General features: G+C 62.7%; 14 protein-coding genes and 3 pseudogenes. 5 read left to right on the top strand and 12 right to left on the bottom strand.

What is annotated here, in order from left to right:
- Window position 1: 1 nt before the first annotated feature.
- From HB777_19735 to HB777_19680, 12 genes and pseudogenes are all read right to left on the bottom strand, one after another.
- Window positions 2-988, bottom strand: coding sequence for an ABC transporter permease (locus HB777_19735; protein ID QND65915.1), 987 nt, complete (start codon window positions 986-988; stop codon window positions 2-4).
- A gap of 117 nt (window positions 989-1,105) precedes the next feature.
- The gene (locus tag HB777_19730; GenBank protein QND65914.1) at window positions 1,106-2,041 is read right to left on the bottom strand and encodes a sugar ABC transporter substrate-binding protein; all 936 of its coding nucleotides are present in this window, start codon (window positions 2,039-2,041) and stop codon (window positions 1,106-1,108) included.
- A gap of 219 nt (window positions 2,042-2,260) precedes the next feature.
- Complete coding sequence (locus HB777_19725) at window positions 2,261-3,295, bottom strand: ABC transporter permease (protein ID QND65913.1); 1,035 nt, start codon at window positions 3,293-3,295, stop codon at window positions 2,261-2,263.
- Window positions 3,292-4,830, bottom strand: coding sequence for a sugar ABC transporter ATP-binding protein (locus tag HB777_19720; GenBank protein QND65912.1), 1,539 nt, complete (start codon window positions 4,828-4,830; stop codon window positions 3,292-3,294). Before HB777_19720 ends, HB777_19725 begins: the two co-directional genes overlap by 4 nt.
- A 105-nt stretch (window positions 4,831-4,935) precedes the next feature.
- Entirely contained in the window at window positions 4,936-6,096 is a 1,161-nt protein-coding gene (locus HB777_19715; GenBank protein QND65911.1) for a fumarylacetoacetate hydrolase family protein, read from the bottom strand.
- A 119-nt stretch (window positions 6,097-6,215) separates the two neighbouring features.
- A pseudogene (locus HB777_19710) lies at window positions 6,216-7,084 on the bottom strand (aldose 1-epimerase).
- A gap of 15 nt (window positions 7,085-7,099) precedes the next feature.
- A pseudogene (locus tag HB777_19705) lies at window positions 7,100-7,856 on the bottom strand (SDR family oxidoreductase).
- A gap of 16 nt (window positions 7,857-7,872) precedes the next feature.
- Window positions 7,873-8,604, bottom strand: coding sequence for a sugar ABC transporter ATP-binding protein (locus HB777_19700; GenBank protein ID QND65910.1), 732 nt, complete (start codon window positions 8,602-8,604; stop codon window positions 7,873-7,875).
- 3 nt (window positions 8,605-8,607) lie between these two features.
- Window positions 8,608-9,586 (bottom strand): annotated as a pseudogene (locus HB777_19695) (ABC transporter permease).
- 77 nt (window positions 9,587-9,663) lie between these two features.
- Window positions 9,664-10,641, bottom strand: a complete 978-nt coding sequence (locus tag HB777_19690) for a sugar ABC transporter substrate-binding protein (GenBank protein QND65909.1) — start codon at window positions 10,639-10,641, stop codon at window positions 9,664-9,666.
- A 25-nt stretch (window positions 10,642-10,666) separates the two neighbouring features.
- Window positions 10,667-11,869, bottom strand: coding sequence for a mandelate racemase/muconate lactonizing enzyme family protein (locus tag HB777_19685; GenBank protein ID QND65908.1), 1,203 nt, complete (start codon window positions 11,867-11,869; stop codon window positions 10,667-10,669).
- Window positions 11,866-12,570, bottom strand: a complete 705-nt coding sequence (locus HB777_19680) for a FadR family transcriptional regulator (GenBank protein ID QND68832.1) — start codon at window positions 12,568-12,570, stop codon at window positions 11,866-11,868. The genes HB777_19685 and HB777_19680 overlap by 4 nt, the downstream gene beginning before the upstream one ends.
- Window positions 12,571-12,688: 118 nt before the next feature.
- Between HB777_19680 and HB777_19675 the strand changes: the two genes are divergently transcribed.
- From HB777_19675 to HB777_19655, 5 genes are all read left to right on the top strand, one after another.
- Window positions 12,689-13,594, top strand: coding sequence for an SMP-30/gluconolactonase/LRE family protein (locus tag HB777_19675; GenBank protein ID QND65907.1), 906 nt, complete (start codon window positions 12,689-12,691; stop codon window positions 13,592-13,594).
- Window positions 13,595-13,705: 111 nt separating this feature from the next.
- Window positions 13,706-14,989 carry an FAD-binding oxidoreductase gene (locus HB777_19670; protein ID QND65906.1) on the top strand — a complete coding sequence of 428 codons (1,284 nt, stop codon included), beginning with the start codon at window positions 13,706-13,708 and terminating at the stop codon, window positions 14,987-14,989.
- 104 nt (window positions 14,990-15,093) lie between these two features.
- Window positions 15,094-15,978 carry an ABC transporter permease gene (locus HB777_19665; protein ID QND65905.1) on the top strand — a complete coding sequence of 295 codons (885 nt, stop codon included), beginning with the start codon at window positions 15,094-15,096 and terminating at the stop codon, window positions 15,976-15,978.
- Window positions 15,975-16,841 (top strand): ABC transporter permease, encoded by an 867-nt coding sequence (locus HB777_19660; GenBank protein QND65904.1) that lies wholly within the window; start codon window positions 15,975-15,977, stop codon window positions 16,839-16,841. Before HB777_19665 ends, HB777_19660 begins: the two co-directional genes overlap by 4 nt.
- The gene (locus HB777_19655) at window positions 16,826-17,920 is read left to right on the top strand and encodes an ABC transporter substrate-binding protein (GenBank protein ID QND65903.1); all 1,095 of its coding nucleotides are present in this window, start codon (window positions 16,826-16,828) and stop codon (window positions 17,918-17,920) included. Before HB777_19660 ends, HB777_19655 begins: the two co-directional genes overlap by 16 nt.
- Window positions 17,921-18,185: the final 265 nt, after the last annotated feature.

The raw sequence follows: 18,185 nt of genomic DNA, 5'->3' as shown, positions 1-18,185 counted from the left end.
TTCAAGTCCCCGCCTGATGCCGGCGTTCAAGCCATGAATGCAGCGCCATCATGCCAAGGATGATCGCGCCGATGAAGATGTTGTAGGCAAGGCCGGGCACGCCGATCAGCACGATGCCGTTGCGCATGACGCGCAGGATCAGGATGCCGAGCACGGTGCCGATGATCGTGCCGCGCCCGCCGGTCAGTGCGGTGCCGCCGATCACCACCATGGCGATGACTTCGAGTTCATAGCCCGTGCCGCTGTTGGGGTTGGCGGCGGACGTGCGCAAGGAACTGATGACGCCGGCAAGCGAGGCCATGACCGACGACAGCACGAACAGGCCTATCTTGACGCCGCTGACATTGACGCCGCGGGCGCGTGCCGCACTGGGGTTGCCGCCGGCCGCCTGGATCCAGTTGCCGGTGCGGCTCTGCGTCAGCACGTAGCCGAGCGCGATCGCCGCGGCGATAAACCAGAACAGCGACATGTAGATGCGGAATGGCCCGATGAAGAAGTCGCCGACCAGCGCCTCCGCCAGCCAGCTGCCTTCGGCGCTCCAGGTGCGCTGCGGAAAACCGTCGGTGACGAAAAGCGCGGTGCCGCGCACCACCAACAACATGCCGAGCGTCACCAGGAAGGACGGGATCTTGAGCTGCGTGACGAACCAGCCATTGACCAGCCCGATGCAGGCGGCGACCAGCAGCGCGGCGACAAAGCCGACCTCCAGCGAAGTGAGGCCGCTGTTGAACAGCGTCCACATCAGCACCGGCGAGAAACCGAACAGCGAACCGACGGACAGGTCGAATTCGCCCGACGTCATCAACAGCGTCATCGCCAGCGCGATCAGGCCGAGCTCGACGGTGAAGGCCAGCGTGTTGGAGATGTTCTGCGGCGACAGGAAGTCGTGATTGAAACCCCAGAAAACGGCGATCTCGACCACGAGCAGCACGAAGGGGCCGAACTCGGGCCGCGCGATCAGGCGTTGGATGAGCGAACGATTTTCCACAGGCAATCCGCGACATGAGTGGAAGGCTGAGCCTTGCACATTCGCGTGCGAAGGGCTCGGCGAAATGGAGATGTAGTCGCGACCGCCAGGGCGGTCGCGACTGTTGAGATTGGGATGTTACTTGCCGGACAGGATGTCGTCGTAGACCTGCGCGGTGTCCTTTTCGTAGAGCGCGCCGGTGATGACGTTGAAGCCCGGAGGAATGCCGCTGGCGGCCATGTTGGCCAGCGAAAGCGCGACATAGCTGGTCGCCTGCGGATCCTGCCACTGGCCGGCATTGACGTAGCCGGTCAGCACTTCCTGGGTGGTGTCGAGCGAATTACCCCAGCCGACGACCGGGATTTCGCCCGCCTTGATGCCGGCCTGGTCGAACACCCGCTTGATCGAGCCGGTGACGAGATCGCCGAGACCGATGATCGCCTTGACCTTGGCCTTGTTGGCAGTGAGGTAGTCGACCATGCGGTTGATGGCTTCGGCCTGGTCGAGCGTCGCTTCGGTGATTTCATAGGTGATGCCGAGCGGTTCGAAGACGCTCTTGATGCCTTCTTCTTCCTGCACGCCATAGGTGGCGCCGGGAATCTCGACCGGCATCCAGACGAAGTCGCCCTTCTTCACCAGGCCCTTGTCGACCAGATACTGTGCCCAGTGCTTGCCGAAGGTGACATTGTCGCCGCCGACATAGGCGTTGAAGTCGGCTTTCGGATCGGGCGTGTTGAAATTGATGATCGGCACTTTCGCCGCCCGCGCTTCCTTGACGATCTCGATCAAGCTGCCCGGATCGGGGCTCGTGGTGACGATGCCATCGGCTTTGGCGGAGAGGGCGGCGCGAACCGCTTCCTGCTGCGAGGCCACATCGCCATTGTGGAACGAGGTGTTGACGGTGTTGCCGGTGTCCTTGGCCCATTGCTTGGCGCCGGCCAGGAAGTAGGTCCAGACCGGATCGGCCGGACCGCCATGCGAAATCCAGTAGAACGTCTTGGCCTGTGCCGCTGCCGGAACAATCGTCAGCGCCACCAACAGGCCATATAGAACGAGTCTTAGCCGTGTCAGCATTTGATTTCCTCCCTTTTTAGATGGTCAGTTCTGAATCCGTCCCTTGTTCTGCGTCTTTTGCCAGCGCCGGTTGGATGCGTCAGAGCATTCCCTTTTCCGACGGATGGCAAGCCTCCTATCTGCAGATGTAGTTGTCGTCTGACGAGGCGCCATCAGCGCTCCCATCAGATCGCATCAGTTCAGTTGATTTTCCGACTGTCGGATAATTGTTGTCGAGGCTCAGCCGAGCGGATTGTCTTCACCGTGTCCGGCGCGCCGGTTGCGCCACAGCCTGAACAGCCGGTCGACCGCGAGGGCAAGCACGACCAGAGCACCGGTGGTGAAGGCGGCCCAGATGGCGTCCACGCCAAGCAAGGTCATGGCGCTCAGTATTGTCTGCAGAACCAGCATGCCGATCGCGGCACCGATGACGCTGCCGTTGCCACCCGAAAGTGATGTGCCGCCAATAATGGCCGCCGCGATCGCCAGCAGCCCGAAAGTGCCGCCGTCACCGGGGGCGATGGCGCCCTGGGCGCCGACATGGACCACGCCGGCAAGCCCGGCCATCGCACCCATCAGCACCAGCGTCAGCACCCTGACCTTGTCTGTTGGAATGCCGGCATAGGCGGCAGCCCGCGGATTGCTGCCCACGGCCTGGACCCGGTAGCCGAAGCGGGTGCGGTGAAGCACGACATGCATCGCCACCGCCAGCACGACAAAGACGATGCCTGTCACCGGCACAATGACAAACGCCTTGCCCGACAGCGTGGCCAAGACATTCCCATCCGCGCCCGGCGGCGCGATTGTCTCTCCCTTGCCGACGACCAGCGACAGGCCCTGGATCATCCACCATGTGCCGAGCGTCACCAGCAGAGCCGGCAGGCGCAGCGCGATCACCAGAAGGCCGTTGATCAGCCCGAGCCCGGCGCCGGCCGCGACACCCGCCAGGGCGGCAAGCCAGGGGTTCATTCCGGCAACCACGAGCAGGGCCGTGAAGGTTGCCGCGAGATGGAACACCGCAGCGGCCGAGAGGTCGATCTCGCGCATGGTGAGCACGAACACCATGCCGATCGCCAACAGGCCGGGCAGGGCGGCTTGCCCCAGCAGTGACGACAGATTGGCCGCATCGACGAAGGAGGGCTGGAGCCAGCCGAGCAGCCCAAGCATGGCGGCGAGCCCGACAACGGCACCGGTCTCGGCCGGCAGCCGAATGCGGCGCCTCGGCTTACGGTTCGCCGATCCGGCCAAAGGCGGTGCGGTATCGGTTCTGGTCATGCAACGCTCTCCGGCTTGATCTGGCGGCCTTCGCCCTCTGCCTCGCCCGCCGCGATCAGCTGCAGCAGCCTCCCGCCATCCATGTCGGCGCCGGCGATCTCGCCGGCGAGTCGGCCCTGGTGGAAGGCAAGGATGCGATCGCTCAACCCGGTCAGCTCGGACAACTCTCTCGAATGCAGCAGCACGATGCAGCCGCTGGCCGCCATCTGCCGGATCAAGGCGTAGATTTCCTGCTTGCTGCCGATATCGATGCCGCGCGCCGGCTCATCGAGCAGCACCACTTGCGGGCCGATTTCCAGCCATTTGGCGATGATCACCTTCTGCTGGCCGCCGGCCGACAGCGAGCCCGCCGCCGTCTCCGGAGCGGTCCTGATGCGCAGCGCCTCGATCTGCCGCGCGGCGCGGCCGAGCGCCATCACTGGTGAATACCAGAGCGACCCCCAGTCGCGTGCACCGACGATGACGTTCGCCAGGTTGAAAGCGATGGACTTGTCTTGCATCAGCCCGTTGCCGCGCTCGCCTGAAATCATGCAGATGCCGCGCCGCGCCGCTTCCGTGCGGGTCTTCGGCAACCCGTCCCCGTCCGGGAAGCGCACTCTGCCCGCGCGCGCCTTGTGCTGTCCGAACAACAGGGCAAGCAGGTCCGACACGCCGGAGCCGGCAAGCCCGGCAAGGCCGACGATCTCGCCCGCGCGCGCCGTGAAGCTGACATCCGACAACCTGCCGCCGCCGAGCCCAGAAACCGCGAGCTGCGGCCGCAGCGTGCCCGCAAGCGTCGGCATGGCCCTGAGCGGCAGCGGAAACAGCGACTGGCGCAACTGGCCGATCATCGCTTCCTCCGATGTCGTCAGCTCCTGTCGCGCCTTTGACAGCACGTCGCGGCCGTTGCGGATGACCGTCAGCTGGTCGGCAATGGCCAGCGCATCCTCCAGCCGGTTCGAGGCGTAGAGCATGCTCATGCCCTTGGCTTTCAGCCCCCGCAGCACCGCGAACAGCCGCTCGGTCTGACGCCGGTCGAGCGCCGAATGAGGATCGTCAAGGATGAGCAGTCTCGGGTTTTCCAGCAGCGCGCGGGCAATCGCGATGAGTTGCCGCTCACCCGGCCCGAACTCGCCGAGCGGGGCGTGGACATTGACGGCGAGACCAAGCTGGCGCAGCAGGTCACGGCTGCGCGCCTCCATTTCGCGCCGCGAGATCAGCCCGTTGTGCAGCGGTTCGCGGTTGACGAACAGATTGGCCAGCACCGGGCGCTCCGGAAACAGCCCCGCCTGCTGCAGGACGACGCCGATGCCGAGCTTTCGCGCCGCATTGGGGCTGCTGATCGTCGCCTTCTTGCCGTCAAACTCGATGGTGCCGCTGTCTGGCCGGACGATGCCTGCCAGCACCTTTATCAGCGTCGATTTGCCGGCGCCGCTTTCGCCAACCACAGCGTGGATCGAGCCGCGCTCGATCACAAGGTTCATGTCTTCGAGCACGACCGTGCCGCCAAAGCGTCTGGCAACATTGCGCAAGAACAATATCGGCGAATCGGACATACGGACGGCCCCCCGACCGCACCACGATCTTGGAGCGGATTGCGTCCGCAGTCACCCGGATTCCGCATAAAATTGTGTTGATGGCGATCCGGGGCGAAAGCCGGCTTAGATAAGGTCGGCCTTCGCCAACTCCCGCATCAGATGGCTGGCGCCGTAGGTCCAGTGCGGGCAGTCGGGCGACAGCCGCACCCGGTTGACCAGCGCACCGAATTTTTCCGACGAGATGGTGACGATGTCGCCGACCTTGTGCGTAAAACCCTTGCCCTTTTCGCCGCGATCCTTGGACGGCACGAACATGGTGCCGAGATAGAGCGCCAGTCCGTCCGGATACTGGTGGTGCGGTCCCATGGCGGCGGCAACCAGTTCTTCCGGCGAGCGGCTGATCTCGGCCATCGAGCTTGCGCCCTCCAGCGAGAACCCGTCCTCGCCCTCGACCTTCAGGTGCACGACGGCCCGCTTGACGTCATCGATCGAGAATTTGTCGTCGAACAGGCGGATGAAGGGACCGAGGGCGGCCGAGGCATTGTTGTCCTTGGCCTTGCCGAGCAGCAGCGCCGAACGCCCTTCGACATCGCGCAGATTGACGTCGTTGCCGATTGTAGCACCGACGATCCTGCCGCTTGAGGCGGCGATCATGGCGATCTCGGGCTCCGGATTGTTCCAGGTCGACACCGGGTGCAGGCCGACATCGGCGCCGAAGCCGACCGAGGCCATCGGCTGGCACTTGGTGAAGATCTCTGCATCGGGGCCGATGCCGACTTCCAGATATTGCGACCAGGCGCCGCGCGCGATGAGCTTGGCCTTGATCTCCATCGCTTCGGGCGAACCGGGCTTCAGCTTCGACAGATCGTGGCCGATCAGTCCGGCAATGTCGGCGCGGATGGCGTCGGCTTTTTCAGCCGAACCGCGCGCCTGTTCCTCGATCACCCGTTCCAGCAGGCTGACGACGAAGGTGACGCCCGAGGCCTTGACCGCCTGCAGGTCGACTGGGGAGAGCAAATACGGTTTTGCCGGATCGCGCCTGGTCTCAAAACTGTTGGCGGCGATGTCATCGAGCGGTCCGATCGCTCTGCCCTTGGCCGATACCACATGGCCAACAGGATCCCGCATCTCGCAGATGTCACGCACAGTCGGTGCCGCACGCGACGTGATGTCGAAAACCGTGCCGTCGCGGACCGTGACCACCAGGGGATGGGGCGCGGCCGATGATCGGGCGCGGCCGAGAAAGACACCATCGTCGTCAGGCAGAAAGATCATGTTCGTCACTACTCTCTCGTCACAGGGCAGGATGTTTCAACATTGTGGAGTGCCATGGTCTCTTCTTCAAGTCGGACAGGCCATGTCCCTGCGCCGACGAACGCCGCTTCGCAACTCTCGATTCGGCGCTACAGTCCATCCCAGCGTAGACGCAAATGCGCGCTTGTCGATCTGCCCTGTTCCAGCGCGCTCAGTCCGCTGCCGTGATGGGCGTCCACGACATGTGAAACCGGTTCGAAACAGAAGAAATCGGCATCTCGTGCCGGCGAATAGAGAACGAAGACGTTCAGCGTCGACGATGCCTCGACCGTGACATGGATAGCGTCATCCGGCTGGGCGATCGAGGCACGGCCGTCCCAGCCTTCGAACGCGTTGTTGACCCAGGTGTCGGGAAGGGGCGCAGCTTGCGAGAAATCCCAGTCCGGGCGGGAGGCAAGCGGCACAACCGCCGTCGGCAGGTGGCGTTCGTCCTCCAGCCAGACCCTTGTCGCCGATGCCTGGAGCGAGGTGTGCGGGCTGCGCGGAAACCAGGGATGGAAGCCGAGCCCGTAGGGCAGGCGCGTGGCGGCGCGGTTCTCGACGGTCAGAGCCGCGGCCAGCGCGCCATCCTCCAGCGCGTAGCGGACACTTGCGTGGTAGCGATAGGGCCCGATGGCCCCGTTTTCCAGAACCAGCTCCATTTCAGTGCCGGTTCGTCGTGTCAGCCGCCACGGTCGTTGAAAACCGTCGCCGTGGATCGGGAACGGCTCGCCTTCGACATTGGGTTCGATCGCATGGTAGCGCCCTTCGAATTCGAACCCCCGCCGGAAATACGGTTCGACCATGGAATCAACAATTGGGACCCGAACTTCATCAGACCCGTCGATGGTTTGATAACAGGCGTGGGCATCCGGCCGGGGCGCAGCGCGTCATAGCGCAGGATGGCGGCGCCCAGGCGAGGGCTCACCACCAGGCTTGCGCGCCCGTCGGCAAGCTGGACCGCGTCACTGTTTGTCATCGACGGAAAGCCACTCTACCAGCCACCATCGACGCTGATGTTCTGGCCGCTGATCATGTCCGCGGCTGGGGAGACAAGGAACAGCACGAGATCGGCGACATGCTGCGGCTCGATGCGACGCTTCAAGCTCTGGTTGGTCAGAATCCAGTCGTTGTATTCCTGGAGCCGTTCCCCGAAAACGCGCTCCTCCGCCTCGGAAACGACAGCGCCCGGCGATACTGCGTTTACGGTAATGCCGTGCGGTCCCAATTCCCGCGCCAGCGACTTCGTGAGACCCAGCATGGCGCCCTTCGAGGCTACATAAGGCACGTAACCCTCCCAGCGGCCGTTCAGTGTCACCGAACAGAAATTGACGATCCTCCCCTGGCCCTTCTTCTTCATGCCAGGAGCGCAGGCGCGCGCCAGCGCGAAGGCAGCCGAGGAATTCACGCAGAATCTGGTCCTCATATTCGGTGAGTGAAAACTCCTCGAACGGACGGTTGATGATAAGCGCCGCGTTGTTGATCAAAATGTCGATCGCGCCTTCTCCGTCGGCGAGCGCCCTGACCGCCGCTTCGGCTTCGGCCAACTGGTTCAGGTCGCAGCCGATATAGACGATCGCACCCTTGTTTGCCGACGCCAATTCAGCTGCGATCCGAGGTCCTTCGACAGTCTCAGGACGGTCAAGCAAAAGCACGCGTGCGCCGGCGCGCGCAAGTGCGGCAGCCTGGGCACGGCCGAGCGAACCAAGACCGCCCGTCAGCAGCGCAACTTTGCCGGAAAGGTCCGTCATCACCATTCCCCGCTTCTCAGAGTACGTTGTGGACTTCGTCGATGGAGGTTTCCTCGATGCGCTTATCGAGCACGACCTCGCCGCGCGCCATCGCGACCACACGATCACAGCAGTCAAAGACGTGATGCATGTTGTGGCTGATGAAGACGCCGGTGACACCCTGCTCTTTCAAGCCCCGGACAAAGCCGATCACCTTGTGCGTTTCCTTGACCGACAGATGGTTGGTCGGCTCGTCGAGAATCATCACCTTCGACTTGAAGTGCATGGCGCGCGCGATGGCGACGCCCTGCCGCTGGCCCCCTGACAGTTCGCCGACCAGTGCATCTGGCGAGCGCAGATGCAGATCGACATTGGCGATCGCCTTGATGCTTTCGCTGCCCATCTTCTTCTGGTCGAGGATGCCCACGCCGAACACGGAAAACCGCGTCGGTTCCCGCCCGATAAACAGGTTCCTGGCAATCGACATGGTGGGAACCATGGAATTGTATTGGTAGATGGTCTCGATACCGAGGTTCATCGCATCGCGCGGCCTGGTGATCCGCACCGGCTTGCCGTCGACCAGGATTTCACCCTCATCGGCTGTTTGGACGCCGGATAGAATGTTGATGAGCGTCGACTTGCCGGCGCCATTGTCGCCAATCAGCCCGAGCGCCTCGCCCCGCTTGAAGTCGAGGCTCACGCCCTTCAGCGCATGCACGCCCGAGTACCATTTGTGAAGATTGCGGACGGAGATGATCGCGTCGTCCATATCTCAATTCTCCATCTTGATCGCCTTGGCGCGCTTGCGCATCCAGGCATTGGCGACGACGGCGAAGATGGTCAGGAAGCCGATCGCGAATTTGAACCAGTTCGCATCGACTTGCGAGAGCACAAGCCCATTGTCGATAATGCGGATCAGGATCGTGCCGATGATACCGCCTGCGACCGTACCGATGCCGCCTGCCAGCGAAGCGCCGCCGATGACCGCTGAGGCGACTGCCTGGAGTTCCAGGCCCTCGCCGATGGAAGGCAGCGGAGACCCCAGTCTCAGCACCTGCAACATGCCGGCGAAACCGGACAGCATCGAGCAAAGCATGAAGCATGCGAGTTTCACTCTCGCGGTCGGAATGCCCATCGAGGCGGCAGCGGGATGGAAGCCGCCGGTGGCCTTTATCCAATTGCCGAAATTGGTCCGGGAAAGCATCAGCGACGTCAGCACGGCAATTCCGGCAAACCACAGGAACGACATGCGGAACATGTGGCCGGGACCGACAAACGAGGTGAACAGCCAGTTCGGCAGATCAGCGGGAAGCAGGGGTGGAAACCCGCCCGAGACGACGATCGTCAGCGAACGGGCGATGAACAGCATGCCGAGCGTGGTGATGAAGCTCGGGATCTCGAACCGGATCGTCACATAGCCGTTGATGAAGCCGATGACCGCGCAAACGCCAAGGCCGGCCAGCAAAGCGAGCGGGAAAGGCACACCCTCGACCATGAGGACGGCCATGGACATCGGCATCAGCGCAAACACCGATCCAACCGACAGGTCGAACTCCCCCGCTGATCATCAGGATCGTGACGCCGATGGCGACGAGGCCCGTCTCCGGCAGAATGCCGAGTATGCCACGAAGGTTGTCCTGGTTGAGGAACACGCCGTCCGAGCGGATCTCGAAAATCACCACCAGAAGCACCAGCAGGATCAGTCCAGCCAGTTCAGGCTTTTCCAGATAGGTCTTGAAGAGGCGTTTCAAGGCAGGCTCCAGGAATTGAGGCGAGGGACCACCCGGCGGCGCGGGCACCGCCGGGTGAACACATGGCGCGTGTAGGCCTAGCGCAGACCTTGCGCGGAAAGCGCCATGATCGCGTCGGCCTGGTCCGGGCGTACGATGCCCTGGCCCGTATCGATGTCGGAGGGCGCCAGACCCACCTTCTTGTTCAGGTAGGCTTCCATCACCGGCATGAAGCCTTGCATGTAGGGCTGCTGGTCCACCAGGGCCTGCACATAACCCTTCTGCATCTGCTGCAGAACTTCCGGCACCAGATCGAAGCCGCCAAGCAGGACCTTGCCGGGCTCGACACCGCGATCCTGCAAGGACCGCGCAACGCCCGCGCACCAGAAGCCGGTGTCGAAATAGGCGGTGGTGTCGGGATGCGCGTTGAGATAGGCGCCGACACGATCGGACGTGATCGCAAGGTCCGTTCCGCTGTCGATCCGCTCCCATGAGACCTGTCGCTCGGGATGGGCCGCCTTGTACTCTTCCAGGAACTGCATCACACCTGCGCCGCGACTTTCCGACCAGTTCTGGCCTGGTGCGGAAATGCCGACCAGAACCTTGATTGGCCCTTCTTTCGGGAAGCTCTCGGAAATCGCCTTGCCGAGCGAATAGCCCGCCGGCTTGAAACCTTGCCCTATGAAGGCCTGCCGGGCATTGCCCTTGGCGCCCTCGGTGTCATCGACATTGACGGCAATCACCAACACACCGGCGTCCCGCGCTTCCTTGATGACGTCGTCGAACGCCTTGTTGTCGACGATCGAGGTCAGCAGCGCATCCGGCTTGGCGGCAAGTGCCGCGCGCATGTTGGCGAGTTGCTGCTCGACCGAACCCTCGGTCTGGGTGAAGATCATGTTGCACTTGGCTTCGACCTTGGCGCAGGCATCGTCATAGCCCTTCTTCACCGCCTGCCAGAAGGTGTTTGAGGCCGACGAATGGTGCGTAAAGACGATGTTGAGCCCGTCGGCGCTGGCGATGGAAGGCCCGGCGAACAGCGTCGTGGCCAGCAAAAGCGTTGCAGTCAGTCGTTTCATTACTATTCCTCCCGTTGAGTGTACTTCAGATGTCCGCCTTGTCGGAGACGCGGCGATGGACGGTGTAGGCCCGACCGAGGTCGGGATTGAGTTCCAGCCCGAGGCCCGGGCCGGGCGGCACGGTGATCATGCCGTCCTTGACTTCCGGCAGCGCGGTCACGAGGTCGCGATACCAGGTCCGGTAGAATGCCCTCACACTCTCCTGTACGAGTGCGTTGGGCGCGTTGAGGGACAAATGTGTGGACGCCGCCAGAACCACGGGCCCGGTGCAGTCGTGCGGGGCGACCGGGAGGTGCCAGGCCTCCGCCATCGCGGCGATCTTGCGTGCTTCCGAAAGTCCACCGCACCAGGAAATGTCCAGCATCACGATGCCTGCGGCGCCGGTCTCCAGCAGATCCCGGAATGCCCAGCGACTGCCCAAGGTTTCTGACGCCGAGATCGGCGCCGGACTCGCGGCCTCATAGCGCTTGAGATCGCCGAGGCTGTCCATGCGGATCGGATCCTCGTGCCAGTATGTGCCGTAAGGTCCGAGCGCTTTGGCGATCTTGATCGCGGGCAGGAGCTGCCACATCGAATGGAACTCGACCATGATGTCTATCTTGTCGCCGACAGCTTTGCGGATCTTCTCGAAAGGCTGTAATGCGGCTTTGAGGTCGGCGGCGCTGATATCCTGCCCCCTGCTTTTCTCGGCGGCATGGTCGAAGGGCCAGATCTTCATGGCCGTGATGCCGTCTTCAAGGAGCTCCGCCGCCAACTCGTCGGCGCGGTGGAGAAACCCGTTCAGATCGTCGTAGCCCTGCTTCGTGCCGAGACCATAATTTACGGTGGTCTGTCCCTTGCCGTCCTTGATGTATTCGGTGCCGGCGCAGGTGTTGTAGGTGCGGATGGACTGCCGTGAAAAGCCTCCAAGAAGCTGCGCTATTGGCTGGTTTGTCGCCTTGCCGAAAATGTCCCAGAGCGCGATGTCGAAGGCGGAATTGCCGCGAACCTCGGCGCCGCTCGAGCGGAAACCGAGATAGCCAACCAGATCCGCGGAAAGCAGATCGATCTGCAGGGGATCGCGGCCGATGACGCGTGGCGCAACATATTCGTGCAGGTATTCCGCGACCGTGCGCGCCATGAAGAATGTTTCGCCAAGGCCGGTGATGCCTTCGTCGGTATGCACCTCGACCCAGAGCAGATTGGGCCGCTCTTCGATGCGAATGGTCTCGATCGCGCGGATTTTCATGCGATCCCCGCGTCGGTCAGCGCCTTGACGCTTTTGTCGAAATGCGCGGCCATGTGTTCGGCGGCAAGTTGCGGATTCCCCGCCATGATCGCCCGGGCAATATCTGCGTGACCCTCGATCATCTTGATCTGATCTTCCACGGAAGCGCGTGTACGCCAGCCGATCACCCAAGTGCGTCGCGTGACCCCGCTGAAGGCGGTGATGATCAACGAGAACACCGGGTTGTGGGAGGCCCGCGCGATCGCCTCATGGAATGAGATGTCGTGCTCCATGACGATCTCGGGCGCATGATAGTTCTCGCGCATCAGTCGCGCGTATTCTTGGATTTCTGCCGCCTCGGCATCGCTTCGCCGGAGTGCGGCGAGCGCCACCGTGCGCATTTCGATGGTGCGGCGAACATCATAAACCTGGTGGACGCTGATCTGTTCGGTGGTGACGCCGTGCTCGATCACCATCGACATGGCACCGATGTCGAGCTTGGCGACGCTGGCGCGCCGACCGGCGCTCATATCGATCAGGCGCATCGCCGACAGCGATCGAAACGCCTCCCGCACCACTGTCCGCGAGACGCTGAGCCTGCGGGTCATATCGGCTTCGCTGGGCAAGAGGTCGCCAGGGCCGAGTCCCTCGACACGGATGTATTGGGTGATCGCCTGAATAGCGGCGCTGACCAACCCAGGATTGGTCTCCTCCGGCATCATGCTACGATTGGCCACCATTTGCCCTCAACCTGTATGACAAGTTTTCTTGAAATGCCTATATCTTTGTGAAATGCTGTCTGTCAAGTGACGTCAACAAGCGCGACAAACGAGGCAATGCATGGATAGCGGAGAGATGCGGGCGGTTCTCGTGTTCGATGCCTGGGATGTCGTCGGGGAGAGCCTGATCTGGGACGAAAACAGGAAAACACTGATCTGGGTGGATATTATCGGGCGGCGTATCCATCAGCTCGATCCGGACACCCTCGATCACCAGAGCTGGCAAGCACCGGACCTCGCAACCTCGATCGGCCTGTGCAGGAACGGTGGCGCCATCGTTGGGCTGCGAAAGGATGTGGCGCTGTGGGATTTCGGGGAAACCTTCAGCACGATCGCGACGATCGAGCCGGATAGCCCGGACACACGGTTGAATGAGGGCGTGGTCGCCCCAGACGGCTCATTGTGGGTCGGAACCATGGAAAACAATATCGGCCGGGACGATCTTCCGCGCGAGATTTCGCGAGATGCGGGGCGGATCTATCGCGTCGACACGACCGGCATTGTGGAGGCGCTCAGCGCCGATCGTTTCGGCATCACCAACACCATGATCTGGACGGCGGATGATGCCTTCGTCACGGCGGACACGATGAAGAACCAGATGTTCCGCTATCGCTGGGACAGGGCGCTATCGCGAATAACCGACAGGCGTCCTTTCTTCTCGGGCTTTCCGCGCGGTCTGCCGGATGGGTCGTGCATGGATGCGGAGGGCTATGTCTGGAATTGCCGCGTTGCGGGCGGCGGCTGCCTCGTCCGCATTTCTCCCGATGGAGTTCTCGACAAGGTCGTGGACCTGCCCTGCAGCTGGCCTACGAGTTGCGCTTTTGGTGGCGAGAATTTCGACACTCTCTTCGTCACGTCGGCGCGATTTACCATGAGCAGGGGACACTTGCAGGCAAATCCGCAAGAGGGCGGATTGTTTGCGGTGCGGACAGGCGTTCGAGGCACGCCGACCAACCGGTTCGGATGAGATAGCTTTTACCCTCGGCTCGATCTGTGAGCCGCCGGATCAAAACCCGCTTTCAAAATGGTGAAATCACATCTAGGATTTTCATTTTGCCAATGAATCCCAGGTGACCCCTTGCCCGCACCATTCTCCGATCCGATCTGGCACAAGCCGCAGGCGGCTTCCAGGTTTCAATCGCTTTTCCCCAGTGGCGAAAAGGCCGATGTCGTCATTGTCGGCGGCGGCATCATGGGCCTGTCGACTGCATTGCATGCTGCCCGGCTTGGCATGTCCGTGCAGGTGCTGGAGGCTGGCGAAATCGGCCAGGGTGCATCAGGCCTCAATGGCGGCCAGGTCATTCCCGGCCTGAAATATGATCCGGAATGGCTGCTGGAGCATTTTGGCCCGGAGCGCGGCGAGGCGCTCGTCAATTTTGCCGCCTCGACCGCCGATGCGGTGTTCGAACTGATCCGCGACGAGAGGCTGGCGGTGCCGTTCGTTCGCAATGGCTGGATCCAGGCGGCGCACACGGAGGTCGCGCTGAAGGCGGCGGCGACCCGTGACCGGCAATGGCGGGCGCGGGGCGCCGATGTCCAACTGCTGAGCGCGACGGAGATTGCAGCCAGGACCGGTGCGCAGGGCTATCTCGGCGGCTGGCTCGACCGCCGCGCCGGTGTCATCGATCCGCTTGCCTATACGTCGGAACTCGCCCGTGTCGCGGCCGCGGCGGGAGTGAGGATAGCCGAGCGCCAAAAGGTCGTGCGGCTCACCAATACCGCCGGCGTTTGGCATATTTCGGCTGAAAACGGTACTGAATTGCAGGCAAAGGCGGTCGTACTAGCGACCAACGCCTATACGGATGGCCTGATCCCTGGTCTCGCCCAGACGATCGTGCCGCTGCATTCCTTTCAGATCGCCACAGCGCCGCTGTCGCCCAACCTGGCCGCAACGATCCTGCCGGAAGGGCAGGCGGTGTCGGACTCCAGGCGCATCCTCGTCTACTACCGCAAGAGCGCCGACGGCCGGCTGGTGCTCGGCGGACGGGGCCGCATGGCGTTGCCGACGAGCGCTGGCGACTGGGCGCATCTCGAGCGTGCTCTGGTACGGCTCTATCCCTCGCTGTCCGGTGTCGCCATCGAGAAGCGCTGGTTCGGCCGGGTGGCGATGACACCGGACCACCTGCCGCACGTCCACGAGCCGGAGCAGGGCCTGCTGGCCGTGGTCGGTTGCCAGGGTCGCGGTGTCGGCCTGATGACCGCGCTTGGCGAGCGCATCGCCGGCTACCTCCAAAGTGGCGACGCCAGGCAATTGCCTTTCCCGGTCTCGCCAATCCGGCCGGTCCCGTTTCACGCCTTCCGCCAGGTCGGCGTCGCCGCGACCATCGCCTGGTATCGCCTGCTCGATGCGCTGGAGCGCTGACCAGGGCGCTTCCTGTCAATGGGATTCCGTTTGGGGATTCTGCTTGACAGTTTCATGAATATGAAAAATTCTAGGCCAATTTCAAAATTTCGATGGACAGGTCGATGTCGGCCATAGTTGCAACATCAGCCCCGGAAGCCCGGTCTTCATCGGGCTTCCGCGTGGCCATGCTGTTGCCGGGCGCGCTGGTCACCTTGCTGCTGATCCTGTTTGCCCTCGGCCTCGTGTTTTTCCTAGCCTTCCGCACCAATGACGGTTCGCTGCTCGGCGCTGGTTTCACCGTGGCGAATTTTGTCACTGTGGTGTCCGATCCGCTGTACTGGACGGTGACGCTGCGCTCGCTGATCATTGCCGCCCTGGTCACGCTGGCCACGGTCGTCACTGCCTATCCCGTCGCCTACTACCTTGCCTTCCACGCCGGCCGGCGGCGCGGCCTGCTGCTGTTCCTGGTGACGCTGCCGTTCTGGACCAGCTATCTCTTGCGCGTCTTCGCCTGGAAGATCGTGCTCGCCTATAATGGCGTGCTGAACTCGGCGCTGATCGAAAGCGGCATCTGGTCCGAGCCGACATTGGCCTTTCTCAACACGCCGGCCGCCGTCGTCGTCACGCTCGCGCACGCCTATGCGCCGTTCGCCATCCTGCCGATCTATGTGGCGCTGGACACGATCCCGAAATCGCTGATCGAGGCCGCTTCCGATCTCGGCGCGCGGCCATTCACCTCTTTCCGCCGTGTCGTGCTGCCCAATTCGATGCCGGGCGTGCTGGCGGCCGCGCTCGTCGTCTTCGTGCCGACGGTCGGCGACTATGTCACGCCGGCTCTCGTCGGCGGTCCGGCCAGCACCATGATCGGTACACTGATCCAGGCGCAATTCGGCAAGGCCAATGACTGGCCGTTTGGCGCAGCACTCTCCGTCGCCGTCATGCTGGTCATCCTCTGTGTGGTGCTGGTCGCGCGCTTCGCCGACCGCAGATTTGGCAGCCGCACATGAGCGAGGGGCGGCACACACAGCGAGGCGGCGGCTGGCTTGGCGTCTACGTCATTGCCTATCTGGTCTTTCTCTATCTGCCAGTCCTGCTGATCCCGCTGTTTTCCTTCAACAACTCGATCCAGGCAGCGTTTCCGCTGCAAGGCTTTACCTTGCAATGGTACGCGACTTTGTTCGGCAATTCGGCGCTGACCGGTGCGCTCTTGAACAGCCTCGTCATCGGTGTCATTGCCGCCACTGGCGCAACGCTCTGCGGCATCACCGTGTCCTACATGGACCTCTATGGCCGCTCGCCGCTGGCCGCCACCATCAGCGCCATCGCGCGGCTGCCGATCCTGATCCCGGGCGTCATCGTCGGCATATCGCTGCTGATCCTCATCAACCTCATCGGTCTCGGTCCATCGCGTATCGCCATCGTTCTCGGCCACATATTGGTGGCGCTGCCGACGACCGTGGTGATCATGCGCAGCCGCTTCGCCGCCATCCCGAAGACCATTCGCGAGGCGGCTCTCGATCTCGGTGCTTCCGACTGGACGACGTTCCGGCGGGTCATGCTGCCGCTCAGCCTGCCGGCCATCGTCTCGGCCTTCATGCTGGCCTTCCTGATCTCCTTCGACGAATTCATCGTCGTCTTCTTCCTCGCCGGCACCGAGCCGACACTGCCGCTCTACATCTGGAGCCAGCTCAGGTTCCCCAGATCACTGCCGACGGTCATGGCGCTGGGCACGACGATCCTGGCTGTGTCCTTCGTCATCGCGGCAGCAGCCGAAATCCTGCGCCATCGCGGCCTGTCCGCGCCGGCGCCCGCCGATCCATCACAACCAAAACAAACCAAGAGAGGAGAACTGCAATGGCATTCGACCTGAAATCTGGCGACCTGAAATCTGGCCACCTGATATCCGGAAAGACGGTCCGGGCCGGCCTGGCCGCCCTGGCCTTGGCGCTGTCGTCGACCGTCGCTTTCGCCGGCGACAAGCTGCAATATTTCACCTGGTCGGGCTATGAACTGCCCGACTTCAACAAGAGCTTCCTCGCCGCCCACCCCGATGGCGTCGAGGCCTCGATCTTCGGTGACGACGACGACGCCTTCACCAAGGTCAAGGCCGGCTTCCGCCCCGACATTGCGCATCCCTGCTATGACAAGGTGGCGCGCTGGAACAAGGAAGGCCTGCTGCAGCCGATCGACACCAAGCGCATCAAGAACTGGGATTCGATCTTCCCGGTGTTCAAGAACCTGCCCGACCTGCAGGCCGGCGACGGCAAGGTCTGGATGGTGCCGTGGGACTGGGGCAACACCTCGATCCTCTACCGCACCGATCTGGTGAAGAACCCGGAGGCGAGTTGGAACCTTTTGTGGGACAAGCAGTATGCCGGCCGCATGGCAACCATCGACGCCGTGCATGACACGCCGATCGTTGCCGCACTTCTGGCCGGCGTCAATCCGTTCGACATGACGCCTGCCGAGATGGACAAGGTGGCCGAGAAGCTGCGCGAGCAGCGCCCGTTGCTCTCCAACTACACCACCGACATGACCTCCGTCGAACAGGCGCTGGCCAGCGGCCAACTGGTCGCCGCCATGACCTGGAACGCGTCGGCCACCTCGCTCAAGAAGCAGGGCGTGCCGGTCGAGTTCATGAAACCGAAGGAAGGCATGCTGACCTGGGCCTGCGGCTTCGTCATGCTCAAGGACGCCAAGAATGTCGATCTCGCCTATGACTTCATCAACAGCCGGCTGGACGCCGACTCCGGCAAATACCTGATCGAGGCCTATGGCTATGGCAGCTCGCTGAGTTCCGCCTTTGCCACCGTGCCAAAGGAGGAGCTGGAGAAATTGCAGCTGCCGTCCGACCCGGAAGTGATGCTGAAGACCACCATCTTCACCGGACCGATGAAACAGAATGACGACCTCGCCAAGATGTTCGAAAAGGTCAAGGCGGGCGGCTGACGCTGGTTCTTCCTTCTCCCCTTGTGGGGTGAGCAGCCGGTTCGCGTAAGCGGAATTCATCGTGCCAGTGGCACGATGAAAGGCCGGCGAACGCTGGGACGCTGCGAAGCAGCGGGGACCCTGCAGGGTGGATCGACTAACCACGCTCGGCCCTTCGCAGGCTCAGGGCGTTCGAAGTTCGAAAAGCCAAGCAATTGGCTTTTCGTTCGCTGCGCAAACCGCTTCTCACCCCACAAGGGGAGAAGGGAAAAGCAAACGAGGACCC

Origin of the sequence: Mesorhizobium loti (assembly GCA_014189435.1) — a bacterium.
Lineage (GTDB): Bacteria > Pseudomonadota > Alphaproteobacteria > Rhizobiales > Rhizobiaceae > Mesorhizobium > Mesorhizobium loti_G.
This window is presented reverse-complemented; position numbering and strand designations above follow the sequence as displayed.

Coding starts and splice junctions, on each gene's coding strand:
- HB777_19730 (QND65914.1), bottom strand. CDS start 2,041: ATGCTGACACGGCTAAGACTCGTTCTATATGGCCTGTTGGTGGCGCTG.
- HB777_19725 (QND65913.1), bottom strand. CDS start 3,295: ATGACCAGAACCGATACCGCACCGCCTTTGGCCGGATCGGCGAACCGT.
- HB777_19720 (QND65912.1), bottom strand. CDS start 4,830: ATGTCCGATTCGCCGATATTGTTCTTGCGCAATGTTGCCAGACGCTTT.
- HB777_19700 (QND65910.1), bottom strand. CDS start 8,604: ATGGACGACGCGATCATCTCCGTCCGCAATCTTCACAAATGGTACTCG.
- HB777_19690 (QND65909.1), bottom strand. CDS start 10,641: ATGAAACGACTGACTGCAACGCTTTTGCTGGCCACGACGCTGTTCGCC.
- HB777_19685 (QND65908.1), bottom strand. CDS start 11,869: ATGAAAATCCGCGCGATCGAGACCATTCGCATCGAAGAGCGGCCCAAT.
- HB777_19680 (QND68832.1), bottom strand. CDS start 12,570: ATGATGCCGGAGGAGACCAATCCTGGGTTGGTCAGCGCCGCTATTCAG.
- HB777_19675 (QND65907.1), top strand. CDS start 12,689: ATGGATAGCGGAGAGATGCGGGCGGTTCTCGTGTTCGATGCCTGGGAT.
- HB777_19665 (QND65905.1), top strand. CDS start 15,094: ATGTCGGCCATAGTTGCAACATCAGCCCCGGAAGCCCGGTCTTCATCG.
- HB777_19660 (QND65904.1), top strand. CDS start 15,975: ATGAGCGAGGGGCGGCACACACAGCGAGGCGGCGGCTGGCTTGGCGTC.
- HB777_19655 (QND65903.1), top strand. CDS start 16,826: ATGGCATTCGACCTGAAATCTGGCGACCTGAAATCTGGCCACCTGATA.